Genomic DNA, 14429 nt, shown 5'->3' on the forward strand with positions numbered 1-14429 from the left:
CCCAGAGCCCGCGGATCCCCACGTCCCGCGTCAGCCGGTGTTACATCCAGAACACTAGGGCCCGGATTCTCACAACCGGTCAACAAGCGATCCACAAGACGGCAAGCATTCGGCAACAGTTAGATTCAGGGCGTGCTGCTCGCCTTCGACACCGCGTCCCCGCTGGTCTCCGTGGCCCTGTACGACGCCGACGGCGACGGCGTGGTGACCGAGCACGTGGCCGAGCGGCCGATGAAGCACGCCGAGCAGCTCGCCCCGCTCATCGACCTCGCGATGAGCGCCGCCGGCATCGTCCGCCAGGACCTGACGGCGATCGCCGTCGGCACCGGGCCGGGCCCGTTCACCGGGCTCCGGGTCGGTCTCGTCACGGCGCGCACGCTCGGCTTCGTGCTCGACATCCCGGTGTACGGCGTGTGCTCGCTCGACGCGCTCGCCGTCGAGGCCGTCGACACGGGCGCGGTGAGCAGCGACTTCGTCGTGGCCACCGACGCACGCCGCAAGGAGGTCTACCTCGCGCGGTACGACGCCGCCGGGACGCGGCTCGACGGCCCGCTCGTCGACAAGCCCGCCGAGCTCGCGACCGAGGCGCCGGTGGTCGGTCAGGGCGCCGTCCTCTACCCGGACGCGTTCCCGCACCGGGTCGGACCGGAGGCCCCCAGCGCTGGGTGGCTGGCGCGCTGCGTCGCCGAGGAGCGCGCCGAGCTGACCGACCCCGAGCCGCTCTACCTGCGTCGTCCCGACGCGGTCGCCGCGCACGCCCCCAAGCCGGTCTCGTGACCGTCCGGCCGGCGACGCCCGACGACGTCACCGCGATCGCCGACCTGGAGCTGGACAACCTGGGCGACGACGCCTGGTCCGAGGGCCTGGTCCGTGAGGGCGTCACCGGCAACCTGCCGACGATCAGCTACCTGGTCGTCGAGGTCGACACTCCGACCGGACGCAGCGTGGCCGGGCACGCCACCGCCAGTGTCGTCGCCGACATCGCGGAGCTCCAGCGGATCGCCGTGGACCCCGCCCACCGGCGTACCGGCCTGGCCTCGCTGCTCCTGGACGCAGTGATCGGCGCCGCCCGTGCGGGCGGCGCCGATCGGCTGCTGCTGGAGGTGCGGGAGGACAACGCCGCGGCGCTGGCCTTCTACGCGGCCCGGGGCTTCGTCGAGGTCGACCGGCGCCGTCGCTACTACCGCGACGGCACCACTGCCGTGGTGATGCGCCGCAGCCTCGGTCGAGGCTGCGGCGCATCCGATCACGGCAGGTAGTACGTCGGGTTCGGCAGCTTGTAGACCCGGTTCGCGGACCCACCGATGAGGTCGGAGAACTGGTCGCCCAGGTTGCCGACGATGTCGAAGCCCAGCTTCTCGATGTGCTTGCGGGTCTGCGACTTGTACTCGATCGTCGAGCAGGTGTTGTCCGAGCCGCAGTCGACGTACGCCGGCGGCTGTGCGCCGCTGTTCCACTTGGTGAAGTAGCGGTTGGCACGGAAGTCGGAGTAGCCGACCTTGGCCAGGTTGCCGATGGTGGCGTACTTCTGCGCGTCGCTGCGTCCCGTCAGCCCGAACACGGTGCAGCCCGCGTCCGCGACGTCGGCGACGAGCTCCGGCATCCCGGGCACGGCCGGGAAGCGCTGGTCCTGCACCCAGGTGTCCTGGAGCGCCGGCTGGAAGTTGAAGCCCATGGCCCCGTCCTCCATGTCGTAGGTCCAGAGCGTGGTGTCGTCGGCATCGAACACGACCGCCGGCTTGCCGGGCACCTTGAGCGACCGCAGCTTCTTCGCGAACCGCTTCACGGCCGCGCGGGCCTTGGCCTTGGCCTTCTTGCCGTGGGCGTGCGCGAGCTGCCGCTTGGCCTTGGCGAGGCCGGCCTTGGTCGTGGTGATCGCCTTCTTGGTGCGGACGATCACGTCGTTCCCGTGCTCGCAGGACTGCTGGATCGTGGTGCTCCAGGTCTTCTCGAGCGAGGTCAGCTCGGTGATGTAGGCGGAGCTCGAGCGGTTCGCGGTGCCGCCGCCCAGCGGAGCGCCGTAGTAGGCGCGGATCTCCTTCTTCACCGGGTCGACGTTGGGGATGTCGTCGCCGCTCGCCACGGTCGCGCCGCTGGAGCCGTCGGCCTTCATCGTGTACGACGTCGGCGGCTTCATGTTCGCGTCATCCGCCGGCGCACCCGCGATGTCGAGGCTGGCGAGGAAGTACGTCGGGTTCGGGAGCTTGACCGTGTCGTCGGCGCGCCCGCCCATCAGGTCGCTCCACTGGTCGCCGACGCTGAGCACGATGTTGACGCCGTCGGCGTCCTCGATGTGCTGGCGGGTGAACGCCTTCTTCTCGACTGTCGAGCAGCTCGTCGCGTTGCCGTCGGCGGCGCAGTCGACGTAGCCCGGCTGGCTGCCGATGGAGAACCCGGTCGTGTAGAGGTTGGCGTTGCTGAACACCGCGCCGCCACCGGTGGCCGTGAAGCCCTGCGCGGTGAGGTTGGCGATGGTGTCGGCCTGCTGGGACGTCGGCCGCCCGGTCACGCCGTACACGTCGTAGCCACGGTCGAGGAGCGTGCGCACGAGCGCCGGCATCCCGTTGACCGCGGGGTAGAGGTGGTCGGTCACCCACTGGTTGGCGACGCCGGCGTCGTAGATGTAGTGGACGGCCTCCTCGTAGTCGAAGTCGGCCAGCAGGGTGGCGTCGACGTCGAAGACCACGGCGCTGTTGGCGGGCGCGGTCGCCGGCAGGTCGGCCAGGATGCGCTGCTGGATGGCGCCCAGCTCGGTGATGTACGGCGAGCTCGTCTTGTTCGAGACCCACAGCCCGGTGCCGGCGTCCTTCGCGGCGTTGTAGTACGTCCGGACCGTCGACTTCACGGAGTCGATGTTCGGGATGTCCGCACCCGACGCGGGCGCCGGGACGCTGCCGTCGTACGGGTTCACGTTCATCGTGAACGCCGTGTGGGGCGTGAGCTTCGAGTCGTCGACGGTGCGCGCCTGGGTGGGCGCGGCACCTCCGACGACGAAGGCGAGCGCGACGGTGGTCGCGACGAGGGCGGGCGTGCCGAGGCGTCCCGGGATTCGCATAGGTGCTCCGAGGTGGTGAGAGCTGAAAGTTGACCCGGTCAACCTATGTCGGAGATTCCGCCTTGTGAAGAGCCACCTCAGGGATGCAGCCGGGCGCCCTTCACGATCTTGTCGACGGCGTTGCGGGGCGCGTGCACGGCCAGGCCGACCAGGTCCAGGTCGGCGCCCGCGACAGCGGCCACGGCGGCCCGGTTGTCGTCGTCGTTGCCGGTGCGGAAGAGGTCGGCGGTGAAGACCCCGACCGTCACGTCGCGGCGCAGCGCGCGCTCGTGGGCGGCCGTCAGGGTGGCCGCGTCGCCCTCGAAGACCAGCACCGGCTGGCCCAGCATCGCGAGGTACGCCGTGCCGTCCGCGTCGCCGTACGGCTCGCCGACGAGCTGGGGGTACGCCGCGGTCACGCCGCTCACCAGGAACGCGGTCGCGTTCAGCCGTTGCCACATCTCGAGGTCGTCGCGGAGCAGCACCGCGATCTTGGTGTCGAACGCCATGGCGCCCACGATCGCCGCCGACGTGGGGGTCGGTCTTGTACGTTCCTGACATGTCGCCGCGGCCGACCATCCGCGCCTGGCACCCTCCGGTCGCGGGGGTGTCGGAGGTGCTGCACGCGCACTTCCCGGAGCACGCCTACCCGGCGCACACGCACGACACCTGGACGCTGCTGCTGGTCGACACCGGCACGGTCCGCTACGACCTCGACCGCCACGAGCACGGCGCTCTCGGCGACCGGGTGACGCTGCTGCCGCCGCACGTCGCGCACGACGGGCGCTCGGTCGAGGCCACCGGCTTCCGCAAGCGGGTGGTCTACCTCGAGGAGGGGGTCATCGACGCGGGACGGATCGGAGCCGCGGTCGACCACCCGGGCTGGGCCGACCCGGCGCTGCGCCGCGCGGTCGACCAGCTGCACGGCGCGCTCGAGCAGCCCGGCGACGAGCTGGAGGCGGAGGTCCGCCTGGAGCTGGTCGTCGACCGGCTGCGGCAGCGGCTGACCGGGGCGGGCGTGCCCGACGCCGTACGACGGGACCCGCGGCTGGCCCACCGGCTCCGCGACCTCCTGGACGCGCGGGTGGTCGAGGGCGTGTCGCTCGCGACGGCCGCGGACGAGCTCGGCGTGCACCCGACGCACCTGGTGCGCGCGTTCGGAGCGGAGTTCGGCCTGCCGCCGCACCGCTACCTCACCGGCCGACGGCTGGACCGCGCCCGGCGACTGCTGCTGGCGGGGGAGCGGGGCGCCGACGTCGCGGTCGCGTCGGGCTTCCACGACCAGGCCCACCTGACCCGGCACTTCCGCCGACTGCTGGGGGTCACCCCCATGGCGTACGCACGGTCGGCACGCTGACTCGGCACAATGGGCGGGTGAGCACCGAACCGCTGATCCTCGGGATCGAGACCTCCTGCGACGAGACCGGCGTCGGGATCGTGCGCGGCCACACGCTGCTCGCCGATGCGATCGCCAGCAGCGTCGACGAGCACGCCCGGTTCGGTGGGGTGGTGCCCGAGGTCGCCAGCCGCGCCCACCTCGAGGCGATGGTGCCGACGATCGAGCGGGCCTGCGAGACCGCCGGCATCACGCTGGACGACGTCGACGCGATCGCCGTGACGAGCGGGCCCGGCCTGGCCGGTGCCCTGATGGTCGGGGTCGCCGCCGCCAAGGCGCTGGCCGTCGGGCTGGGCAAGCCGATCTACGGCGTGAACCACCTCGCCGCCCACGTCGCCGTCGACCAGCTCGAGCACGGCCCGCTGCCCGAGCCCTGCCTGGCGATGCTGGTCAGCGGCGGCCACTCGAGCCTGCTGCGGGTCGAGGACGTCACGACCGGCGTCGACCCGATGGGCGCCACCATCGACGACGCTGCGGGGGAGGCCTTCGACAAGGTCGCGCGACTGCTCGGGCTGCCGTTCCCGGGCGGCCCGCACATCGACCGCGCGGCCCGCGAGGGCAACAGCGTCTACGTCGACTTCCCGCGCGGCCTGACCGCGCGCAAGGACCTGGAGCGGCACCGCTTCGACTTCTCGTTCTCGGGTCTCAAGACCGCGGTCGCTCGCTGGGTCGAGGCGCGCGAGCGCGCCGGCGAGCCGGTGCCCGTCGCCGACGTCGCGGCCAGCTTCCAGGAGGCCGTCTGCGACGTCCTCACCCGCAAGGCGATCGACGCCGCTCGCAGCGAGGGCATCGAGGACATCCTGATCGGCGGCGGGGTCGCCGCGAACTCCCGCCTCCGCGCGATGGCCGAGGAGCGCGCCACCGCCGCCGGACTGCGGGTACGGGTCCCGCGACCCGGCCTGTGCACCGACAACGGTGCGATGGTCGCCGCCCTCGGCGCCGAGATGGTCGCCCGCGGTCGTACGCCGTCCGCCCTCGACCTCCCCGCCGACTCCTCGCAGCCGGTCACCAGCGTGCTGGTGTGACCGGAGGGATAGTCCCTGACGTTTCGGCCCCGATCCGCGCCCGGGAGGGCCAGAACGTCAGGGACTACCCCGCCGCTACGGCGCTGCGTCGGCGTCGGGCTGCTCGGAGAGCTCCTTCGGGGCCTTCTGGTCGCCGTGGCCGGGCCACCAGGCCGCGTGCCCGATCAGCGCGGTGAGCGACGGCGTCAGGAACATCGCCATCACGAACGCCGCGATGAAGATGCCGAACGACAGCGCGAAGCCCATCGACGTCAGCAGGCTGTTGCCGCTGAGCATCAGCGACGCGAACGTGCCGGCCAGGATGACGCCGGCGGCGGCGATGGTCGGTCCGGCGTGCTTGAGCGCCTCGGCAGCCGCAGGTCGCGGTTCCTTGCCGTCCCGCGCCTCCTCGCGCAGTCGGGCGATCATCAGGATGTTGTAGTCCGTGCCGAGTGCGGTCACGAAGAGGTAGATGTAGATCGGGAGCATGAAGATCAGGCCGTCCGCGCCGCCGATGTACTGGAAGACGATCACCGTCGCCCCGAGCGTCGCGGCGAAGCTGAGCCCGACCGCCGCCATCAGGTAGAGCGGCGCGACCAGGCTGCGCAGCAGCAGCGCCAGGATCAGCATGATGACCAGCGCGGCGACCGGGAAGACGACCTTGTAGTCACGGACCATCGCCGTCTGGAGGTCGGCGAAGATCGACGGCGTACCGCCGACGAAGGCCTCGGTCCCGTCGGGTGCGGCGCCGTGCGCGGCCTCGCGCACGGGGCCCTTGACGTCCTGGAGGGCGGCGTCCGAGGCCGGGTCCTCGTCGAGGACCACGCTGAACTGGGCGGCGGTGCCGTCCTCCGACGGTACGGCGGGGTAGACCTGCGTCACGCCGTCCGCGGCCTCGAGGTCGGTGCGGTAGGTCTCGAGCTCCGCCGGATCGAGCTTCCCGTCGTCGGAGACGAGGATGACCGGGATCGGCTCGCTGGCACCGGCGGCGAAGTGGTCCTGGAAGGTGTGCAGGGCCTCCGTCGACTCCACGTCGTCGGGCAGGCTCGAGTTGAAGTCGAACGACGGGTTGAAGCTGAACGCGAAGATCGCGAGGATCCCCAGGATCAGGCCCGAGACGATCGCGAAGCGGCCCGGCCGACGGCCGAGGGACTCGCCGATCTGGGCGAAGCGGGCCGCCTTCGGCTCGTTGCGCCACTTCTTGGACGGCCAGAACAGCGCGCGCCCGAGCACGGTGACGACCGCCGGGACCAGCGTCAGGGCGGCCACCAGCGTCACGGCGACCGCGATCGCCAGCGCGGGGCCGATCGCCTTGAAGATGCCGAGCGAGCTCAGCAGGAGGGCGAGGAACGCGACGATGACGGCGCCACCCGCAGAGGCGATCGCCTCGCCGGCGCGCTCGAGGGCGTGCACGACGGCGGCCCTCGTGTCCTCGCCCTGGCGCAGCCGCTCGCGGTAGCGGAAGAGGAAGAAGAGGATGTAGTCGGTGCCGATGCCGTAGAGGACGACGACGAGGATCGTCTCGATCGACGAGTCGGCCTTCAGGTCGAACGCCTCGTTGGCCCACCCGATCAGGCCGGTGGCGACGAAGGACACCAGCGTCACGACGACGACCGGCATCAGGCAGATGATCACGCTGCGGAAGATGATCGCGAGCAGGCCGACGATGAGCACGACGGTGGCGATACCGACGATCGCGAGCGCCCGGTTGCCCGACTCCTGGGAGTCGAGACCCTGCGGCACCGAGCCGGTGGTCTGCGCCGTCAGGTCCGTGCCGTCGGTCAGGTCGGCGAGGTCGTCCCGCATCGCCTTGGCGTCGTCGAAGGCCTGGGTGTCGAACCCGGTGGAGTCCTCGGCGAGCCCGACGATCCCGATCTGGACCTTGCCGTCCTCGGAGACGTTGGGCTTCCCGTCAGGGCTGACGGTGACGACCTGCTGGACGAAGGTGTCCTTGCCGAGCTCGGGCCCGAGCTCCTCGGCGATCGACGAGACCTTCGCCTGGTCCTCCTGGGTCAGCGCCTTCCCGTCCTCGCGCTCGAAGACGATGAGCGCGGCCGGCGTGGTGGCGCCCGGGAACTTCTCCTCCTGGAGCTTGGTCGCCTTGATCGACTCGTAGTGGTCGGGCAGGAACTCCGACTCCTCCTGGGTCGTGGTCAGCGCCGGAGCAAGCGAGACGACGGCGACGGCGAGCACCACCCACGCTGCGATGACGAACCACGGACGACGGGACGCGAGACGACCAAGGAAGGCGAACACGTCCAAAACCCTAGCGACGGTCGGCGTCCGTTTGCCTCCGACTTTTGTCTACAAAGGTCGTCAGGACCGCGGCAGCTGGAGCGGCACGTCGAGCGTGGGGTCATCGACGTGGAAGCCGTCGAGGACGGTCTCGCTCCGCCCGTCGGTGCCGATCCGCTGCAATGAGACTGCACCGTCGGCGGCAGCCACGACCGCGAGCAGGTGGTCGTCGTCCTCCCACGCCCACGACTTGATCAGGCCGTCGTCGTACGTCGCGACCGGGGCGCCGCTACGAGCGTCCCTGATCGTGAGCGAGAGCGGCCCGGCCCCCTCGGCGAAGAGCGTCATCACCAGGGCGCCGTCGGGGGAGAAGAGGAAGACGTTGTCCTCGCAGGTGTCCCACAGGAGGTCGGCGGCGCCGACGTCGTACACCCCGCCACAGGCGTGGATGTCGTCGGCGGCGATGCCCGTGATCGCGGCGAGCAGGTCGCCGTCGCTGGTCGCGTCCATCACCGCAGGAAGGGCGGTCGGCAGGTCGCGCACCCCGCCGTTGCTGGAGGCCGCCCAGCTGCCGTCGAACTCCCCCTTCCCGTCCTGGCTCCGGCCGACCACCTCGCAGTCGGTCCGACAGTCGCCGGTGATCGCCACGAGCGCGGGCATCACCCCCGGGACCCGGCCGAGGGTGCGTGGCGCGTCGCTTCCGGCCACCAGCAGCTGCGGCGATCCGTCGGTGCCCATCCAGGCGACGGCCGACCGGTCGGCGGCCACCGCGAGCGATCCGCCGGTGGTCGGGAAGTGGTCCACGCCGTTCCCGTTCTGGTCCAGCAGCGAGATCTTCGTGCCGTCGTCGTCGAGCGTCGAGATGACGAACCGGTCGGTCCACAGCGGGGTGAAGCTCATGACCCGGGCGTTCCGCGGAAGACGCACGGGGATCCGCGGCCCCTCGGGATAGATGATCACGTCGTCCTGGAGCGTGGGTACGCCGGCCGCGTTCGGGTCGACGGCGTGCGTCGGACTGGGGTTCGCCGGGCCGGGGTCCGACTTGTCCGCGCCCGCGCCGCCGAGCAGCGCGATCGGCAGCACGACGGCCGCGACGAGCGCGACCCCAGCGGCGACGCCCGCCCGCCGGCGGCGCCGGATCTGCCCGGCCCGTCCACGCACGTCGTCGAAGGTCAGCGCGGTGCCGGTCACGTCGTCGGCCCGCTCGCGCAGGGTGCGGGTCAGGTCCCCGCTGCTGTCGTGGCTCATCGTTCCTCCTCCCGGAGCTCGGGCGCGGTCTCGCGCAGTCGGGCGAGCGCGCGGCTCGTCTGGGACTTGACGGTGCCGACGGAGATCCCGAGCACCTCCGCGGCCTCGGCCTCGGTCAGCTCCTCGTAGTAGCGCAGCACCAGGACGGCACGGGCCTTGCGCGGCAGCGTCTGCACCGCCGACCAGAGCGCGAGGCTCTGCCCGTCGTCGTACGCCGGCGGTGGGCTCGCCACCTCCGGGACCGCCTCGGTCGGGTGCTCGCGCCGGCGCCAGGCGCGACGCCAGAGCGAGTTGTGCTCGTTGACCATGATCCGTCGCACGTAGGCGTCGACCGACTCGCGCTCATGCACGCGGTCCCAGGCCAGGTAGAGCTTCGCCAGCGAGGTCTGCAGGAGGTCCTCGGCCTGGTGCTGGTCGCCGGTGAGCAGGTAGGCCGTGCGCAGCAGGCGGCCCTGGCGGGCCTGGAGGTACGCCGTGAAGTCGGCGTCCCGGTCCGTCGTCATCGCAGCTCCCGCTTCTGTCACCACCACACGCCCTAGACGCAGGTCGGTGCCCGATGGTTGCAATCCTCGCTCAGCGACCCGGACCGAGCACGAACCCGAGGTCCGCGCCGTGCTGCCGGACCGGTTCGGTCGCGAGCTCGCGACGCCCCGCATCGTCGACGCGCACGACCGCCGTCCAGCCACGTCGGGTGCGGACGGCGAGACGGTGGTGTGCATCTTCGGGGACCCACGTCGGCACGGGCGCGACCCGGTCCAGGTAGCGCCCGATCCGCACGAACATCGCCACACCCGGCTCGGGCCGGAAGACGCGGCGGGTGTGCTCCCTGCCGTCCGGCCGAGCCCGGTGCACGACCGTGCGCGCGAGGTCGCCCGCGAGGGACTCGGGGCAGAATGCCGTCACCCACCACACCCAGCCGTCGACCCTACGCGTCGCGCCGGTCGAGCAGCCCAGGTCGCGGGCCGAGTGCTCGGTCACGAACCAGAGCCCGACCGATCCCTCGAAGTAGCGGGTGTCCGCGACCAGGAAGCCTCCGGCGTACGGCGTGATCGAGCTGATGCCGAACGTGGTCGGCAACTTCGTGCGGGTGCCGTCGGGCGCGACCCAGGTGTCGCCGTCGGCGTACCCGATGCGCGGCGGGTCGCCACGGGGGAGGTCGACGAGGGTCGACGGGCTCGACGCCTGCGGCGCCGGCACGACGACCGGAGAGCCCGCGGATCCGGTGCACCCGCTCGCCAGCGCTGCGGTCACCAGGAGCGCGAGGAGGGTCTTCACCTCCGTTCCACGCGCGCGGCGGGCGCTCGGTTGTCCGGGCTACGGCGCGAGGTGGACGGTGGTCCCGCCGCCGCTCGGATCCCAGCTCGTCGCCTTCGACGCCAGCTGGACCGCCCCGTCGAGAGTGGTGCGCAGGATGGCCTCGGTGCGGTCCTGGAAGGCCGCCAGCAACAGGTGGTCGTCGTCCTCCCAGGCGATGCCGCTGAACTTCAGCCCCACCGGCAGCGCGAACTCGTGCAGCCGCTTGCCGGTCGCGCTGTCGAAGACCGCCCACCCGCCCTGGTCGACGGAGGTGGACGCGCCGACCACGAGAGAGCCGTCCGGGCTGAACGAGAGGAGCTGCCAGCCAGGAGCCCGCCACTTCTCGGCGCCGCTGGTCACGTCGAGTACCACGCCGGTGGCCTGCGCGCGGGCGCCTCCGGCGAGCTGGCCTGCGACCAGCCCGCCGTGCTCGTCGACCGCGGAAGCGTAGGCGAGGGTCCCGATCGGCGTGGGCGTGCCGTCGAAGTCGACCAGCTTCGGCTGCTCCTCGACGGGGGAGCTCGTGACCACCCGGCCACCGAGGATGCCGACCGGGTCCGCCAGCGCGAGCGGCATCGTCTCGGTCTGCTCCTCGCCGACCCCGTCGGTCGGGCCGAGCGTGAGCGTCGTCCGGGTGCTGCGGCAGTCGCCGGCGGCGTACGCCGTCCGCGTGCGGTCGTGGTCGACGACGAGGCGGGGCTGCCCACAGCGCTGCCACACCTCGTCCAGCTGGCTGTCGAGGAGGGTGAGGCGGGGACCGTTGCCGCCGACGACGAGGAACCCACCCCGGTACGGCGTCGCGGTGAGGACGTTGCGGATCGGGAGCCTGGTCCGGGTGCCGTCGGCGGCCACGTAGACGTTCCCGTCGAGCCACGGAACGGACGGAGCCGTTCCCAGAGCGACATCGGCGAGCCGGAAGTGCGGCGCCGGGGTCGGCCCGGGCCGGTCGACCGGGCCCGTGCTGCTCCGGACCTGCCGGGCGGCGTCGATCACGAACGGCGTGGCGAGCACGGCGACGACCACCGTCGCGACGGCGGCGTACCGGACCCGGTGGCGACGCCGGATCCGCCCGGCGGCCGACACCACGTCGCTCATCGGGGTCGCCGGGACGGTGCGGTGGTCGACGCGCTCGTGCAGCGTCCGGGTCAACAGGTCCTCCGGGCCGGTCATGGCTGCTCCTGGGGGAGACGGGTGCGCAGGGCCGCGATCGCCCGGCTCGACTGGGACTTCACGGTGCCGACGGAGATGCCGAGGAGGTCGGCGATCTCGGACTCGGTGAGCTGCTCGTAGTAGCGCAGCACGATGACAGCGCGCTGCCGCGGAGGGAGGGACGCGACGAACTCCCACACGGCCTCGCGACTGCCGTCGTACTCGATCTCCGACCTGGCCACGTCCGGCGGCGATGCCGTGACCACCTCGCGACGCCGCCACGGCCGACGCCATGCGGTGCGGTGCTCGTTGACCAGGATGCGGCGCGCGTAGGCGTCCACGTTGTCCCGGTCGTCCAGGCGGTCCCAGGCCAGGTAGAGCTTGGCGAGGCTCGTCTGCACGAGGTCCTGGGCGGCGTGCTCGTCGTGCGTGAGGAGCAGCGCGAGCCGCTGGAGGGCGGGCTCGCGCGCCGCCAGCCAGGACTCGAAGTCCGTCACGTCGATGCTCCCCGATCGCCTCTCGTGCACACCCCCTACACGAGGCGGGCCCGCATACGGTTGCATGAACCCGAGACGTTTCCACGAGAGGGAGTCGCATGCAGCAGGTCAAGGCGGTCGTAGCCCGCGCCAAGGGTCAGCCGGTCGAGCTGACGACGATCAACGTGCCGGACCCAGGCCCGGGCGAGGCGCTGGTGCAGGTGCAGGCCTGCGGGGTCTGCCACACGGACCTGCACTACCGCGAGGGCGGCATCAACGACGACTTCCCGTTCCTGCTCGGCCACGAGGCCGCGGGCGTGGTCGAGGCCGTCGGACCCGACGTCACCGGCGTCGCGCCGGGCGACTTCGTGATCCTCAACTGGCGCGCGGTCTGCGGTGAGTGCCGGGCCTGCAAGCGCGGCGACCTGCAGTACTGCTTCAACACCCACAACGCCACCCAGAAGATGACCCTCGAGGACGGGACCGAGCTGTCGCCGGCCCTGGGCATCGGCGCGTTCGCCGAGAAGACCCTGGTGGCCGCCGGACAGTGCACGAAGGTCGACCCGTCGGCCCGGGCGGCGGCCGTCGGCCTCCTCGGCTGCGGCGTGATGGCCGGCATCGGTGCCGCGATCAACACCGGCGCCGTCACCCGCGGCCGGTCGGTCGCGGTCATCGGCTGCGGTGGCGTGGGTGTGGCCGCGATCGCGGGCTCCGCGCTCGCGGGCGCGTCACCGATCATCGCCGTGGACATCGATGCGAAGAAGCTCGAGAAGGCCAAGGCCATGGGCGCCACCCACACCGTCGACTCCTCGTCGGTCGACCCGGTCGAGGAGATCAAGCGGATCTGCGCCGAGACCTACGACGGCGCCGACGGTGCCGACGTCGTGATCGAGGCCGTCGGTCGTCCCGAGACCTGGAAGCAGGCGTTCTACGCCCGCGACCTCGCGGGCACGGTGGTTCTGGTCGGCGTACCCACGCCCGACATGAAGGTCCCCGACCTGCCGCTCATCGACGTCTTCGGCCGCGGCGGCGCGCTCAAGTCGAGCTGGTACGGCGACTGCCTGCCGACCCGCGACTTCCCGATGCTGGTCGACCTCTACCAGCAGGGCCGGCTCGACCTGGACGCGTTCGTCACCGAGGAGATCGGCATCGGTGACATCGAGGCGGCGTTCGAGAAGATGCATCACGGCGACGTGCTCCGCTCGGTCGTGATCCTCTGATGACGGCCCGCGTCGACCACGCGGTCTCGTCCGGCACCTTCAGCCTCGACGGCGAGACCTTCGACGTCGACAACAACATCTGGGTCGTCGGCGACGACAGCGAGTGCGTCGTGATCGACGCGCCGCACAGCGTCTCCGACATCCTGGCCGTCGTGGGGGACCGCAAGGTCAAGGCGATCGTGTGCACCCACGCGCACGACGACCACGTGCGCGTCGCTCCGGCGCTGCGCGAGGAGGTCGTCGCGCCGATCATGCTGCACCCGGACGACAAGGTGCTCTGGGAGCTCACCCACGCCGACTACCTGTGGGACCTGGACCTCGCAGACGGCGTGACGATCGAGGTGGGCGGTACGACGCTGCAGGTGCTGCACACGCCGGGTCACGCGCCGGGTGCGGTCTGCCTGTACGCGCCCGATCTCGGCTGCGTCTTCACCGGGGACACCCTCTTCAACGGTGGGCCCGGCGCGACCGGCCGCTCGTACTCCGACAGCGACCTCATCAAGGAGTCGATCCGGGCCCGGCTGTTCGCGTTGCCCGACGACACCGTCGTCCACACCGGGCACGGCGACGACACCACGATCGGCGCCGAGAAGGCCCTGCTGGGTTGATGTCTGGCCGGCGGGACCAAGGTCCCGCCGGCACCCTCCTTCGGGCCCTGCCCGCCTCGCCCGCGAATTCCTAACGTCGTAGGTGAAGCGAGGACGAAGGGAATCCCCGCCGGAAGAGGGAGACGCATCATGCGCTCGGCATTCGACAAGCTCATCTCGTGGACCGGCCTGGCACTCGCCGCGGTCCTGCTCGTGGCCGGCGGGCTGCTCACGTGGGCGAACACGTTCATCGGCGACCAGGTCCACGACCAGCTCACCATGCAGGGCATCACGATGCCCGAGGGCGACGCACTGTCATCGCTGCCCGCGGACGACGCCGCCGCGCTGAAGCCGTACGCCGGCAGCCCGCTGGACACCGGGCCCGAGGCCAAGGCGTACGCCGACCACTACATCCTCGTGCACATGAACGCCGCGTCCGAGGGCAAGACCTACTCCGAGGTCAGCGGTGAGTACGTCGCGATGACGCCCGAGCAGCAGGCCTCGCCCGACGGCCAGGCGCTGGCCGGCCTCCGCCAGACGCTGTTCATGGGCAACACCCTGCGCGGCCTGCTCCTCTACGGCTACGCGTTCGCCACGATCGGCACCATCGCCGGCATCGCCGCGATCGCCGCCTTCGCCGGAGCAGCCGTCCTGCTGGCGCTCTTCGCCCTCGGCCTGTGGCACTCCCACCGGGCCCGGGTCGCCGAGGCGGCCGGCACCCCGCAAGCGGTGCCGCAGCCGGTCTGACGCAGGACCTGTCAGCCAGGACCCGCACGGCACGCCG

General features: G+C 71.7%; 15 protein-coding genes. 7 read left to right on the plus strand and 8 right to left on the minus strand.

Annotation, left to right across the window (positions count from 1 at the left end):
• The first annotated feature begins 132 nt into the window (after positions 1-132).
• On the plus strand, positions 133-777 hold the full coding sequence (gene tsaB / locus ASC77_RS12810; RefSeq protein ID WP_056153111.1) for a tRNA (adenosine(37)-N6)-threonylcarbamoyltransferase complex dimerization subunit type 1 TsaB: 645 nt from the start codon (positions 133-135) through the stop codon (positions 775-777).
• Positions 774-1259 (plus strand): GNAT family N-acetyltransferase, encoded by a 486-nt coding sequence (locus ASC77_RS12815; protein WP_056153113.1) that lies wholly within the window; start codon positions 774-776, stop codon positions 1257-1259. The genes tsaB and ASC77_RS12815 overlap by 4 nt, the downstream gene beginning before the upstream one ends.
• Here the strand turns inward: ASC77_RS12815 and ASC77_RS27220 are convergent.
• Together ASC77_RS27220 and ASC77_RS12825 are read right to left on the minus strand one after the other, a co-directional pair.
• Positions 1247-3055 carry an HAD family acid phosphatase gene (locus ASC77_RS27220; RefSeq protein ID WP_056153116.1) on the minus strand — a complete coding sequence of 603 codons (1809 nt, stop codon included), beginning with the start codon at positions 3053-3055 and terminating at the stop codon, positions 1247-1249. The genes ASC77_RS12815 and ASC77_RS27220 overlap by 13 nt on opposite strands.
• A 77-nt stretch (positions 3056-3132) precedes the next feature.
• Positions 3133-3543: a DUF2000 domain-containing protein gene (locus ASC77_RS12825; RefSeq protein ID WP_056153120.1), complete on the minus strand. Its 411-nt coding sequence runs from the start codon at positions 3541-3543 to the stop codon at positions 3133-3135.
• A 50-nt stretch (positions 3544-3593) separates the two neighbouring features.
• Here ASC77_RS12825 and ASC77_RS12830 point away from each other — a divergent pair, with 50 nt between their 5' ends.
• Together ASC77_RS12830 and tsaD are read left to right on the plus strand one after the other, a co-directional pair.
• Positions 3594-4391 carry an AraC family transcriptional regulator gene (locus ASC77_RS12830; RefSeq protein WP_056153123.1) on the plus strand — a complete coding sequence of 266 codons (798 nt, stop codon included), beginning with the start codon at positions 3594-3596 and terminating at the stop codon, positions 4389-4391.
• A gap of 17 nt (positions 4392-4408) precedes the next feature.
• Entirely contained in the window at positions 4409-5455 is a 1047-nt protein-coding gene (gene tsaD, locus ASC77_RS12835) for a tRNA (adenosine(37)-N6)-threonylcarbamoyltransferase complex transferase subunit TsaD (RefSeq protein ID WP_056153127.1), read from the plus strand.
• Positions 5456-5530: 75 nt separating this feature from the next.
• Here the strand turns inward: tsaD and ASC77_RS12840 are convergent, their stop codons facing one another.
• From ASC77_RS12840 to ASC77_RS12865, 6 genes are all read right to left on the minus strand, one after another.
• On the minus strand, positions 5531-7690 hold the full coding sequence (locus ASC77_RS12840; RefSeq protein ID WP_056153129.1) for an MMPL family transporter: 2160 nt from the start codon (positions 7688-7690) through the stop codon (positions 5531-5533).
• A gap of 60 nt (positions 7691-7750) precedes the next feature.
• Positions 7751-8917, minus strand: coding sequence for a hypothetical protein (locus tag ASC77_RS12845; protein WP_056153132.1), 1167 nt, complete (start codon positions 8915-8917; stop codon positions 7751-7753).
• Positions 8914-9420, minus strand: coding sequence for a SigE family RNA polymerase sigma factor (locus tag ASC77_RS12850; RefSeq protein WP_056153135.1), 507 nt, complete (start codon positions 9418-9420; stop codon positions 8914-8916). The genes ASC77_RS12845 and ASC77_RS12850 overlap by 4 nt, the downstream gene beginning before the upstream one ends.
• Positions 9421-9490: 70 nt before the next feature.
• Positions 9491-10192, minus strand: a complete 702-nt coding sequence (locus tag ASC77_RS12855; protein WP_056153138.1) for a hypothetical protein — start codon at positions 10190-10192, stop codon at positions 9491-9493.
• A gap of 39 nt (positions 10193-10231) precedes the next feature.
• Positions 10232-11383 carry a hypothetical protein gene (locus tag ASC77_RS12860; protein ID WP_056153141.1) on the minus strand — a complete coding sequence of 384 codons (1152 nt, stop codon included), beginning with the start codon at positions 11381-11383 and terminating at the stop codon, positions 10232-10234.
• Positions 11380-11859, minus strand: a complete 480-nt coding sequence (locus ASC77_RS12865; RefSeq protein WP_235547626.1) for a SigE family RNA polymerase sigma factor — start codon at positions 11857-11859, stop codon at positions 11380-11382. Before ASC77_RS12865 ends, ASC77_RS12860 begins: the two co-directional genes overlap by 4 nt.
• Positions 11860-11957: 98 nt before the next feature.
• Between ASC77_RS12865 and ASC77_RS12870 the strand changes: the two genes are divergently transcribed.
• The 3 genes from ASC77_RS12870 (at position 11958) to ASC77_RS12880 (ending at position 14392) form a co-directional block, all read left to right on the plus strand.
• Positions 11958-13058, plus strand: coding sequence for an S-(hydroxymethyl)mycothiol dehydrogenase (locus ASC77_RS12870; protein ID WP_056153144.1), 1101 nt, complete (start codon positions 11958-11960; stop codon positions 13056-13058).
• Entirely contained in the window at positions 13058-13666 is a 609-nt protein-coding gene (locus tag ASC77_RS12875) for an MBL fold metallo-hydrolase (protein WP_056153146.1), read from the plus strand. The genes ASC77_RS12870 and ASC77_RS12875 overlap by 1 nt, the downstream gene beginning before the upstream one ends.
• Before the next feature lie 129 nt (positions 13667-13795).
• Positions 13796-14392: a hypothetical protein gene (locus tag ASC77_RS12880; protein ID WP_056153150.1), complete on the plus strand. Its 597-nt coding sequence runs from the start codon at positions 13796-13798 to the stop codon at positions 14390-14392.
• Positions 14393-14429 lie beyond the last annotated feature (37 nt).

This window comes from Nocardioides sp. Root1257 (assembly GCF_001425175.1).
Taxonomy (GTDB): domain Bacteria; phylum Actinomycetota; class Actinomycetes; order Propionibacteriales; family Nocardioidaceae; genus Nocardioides.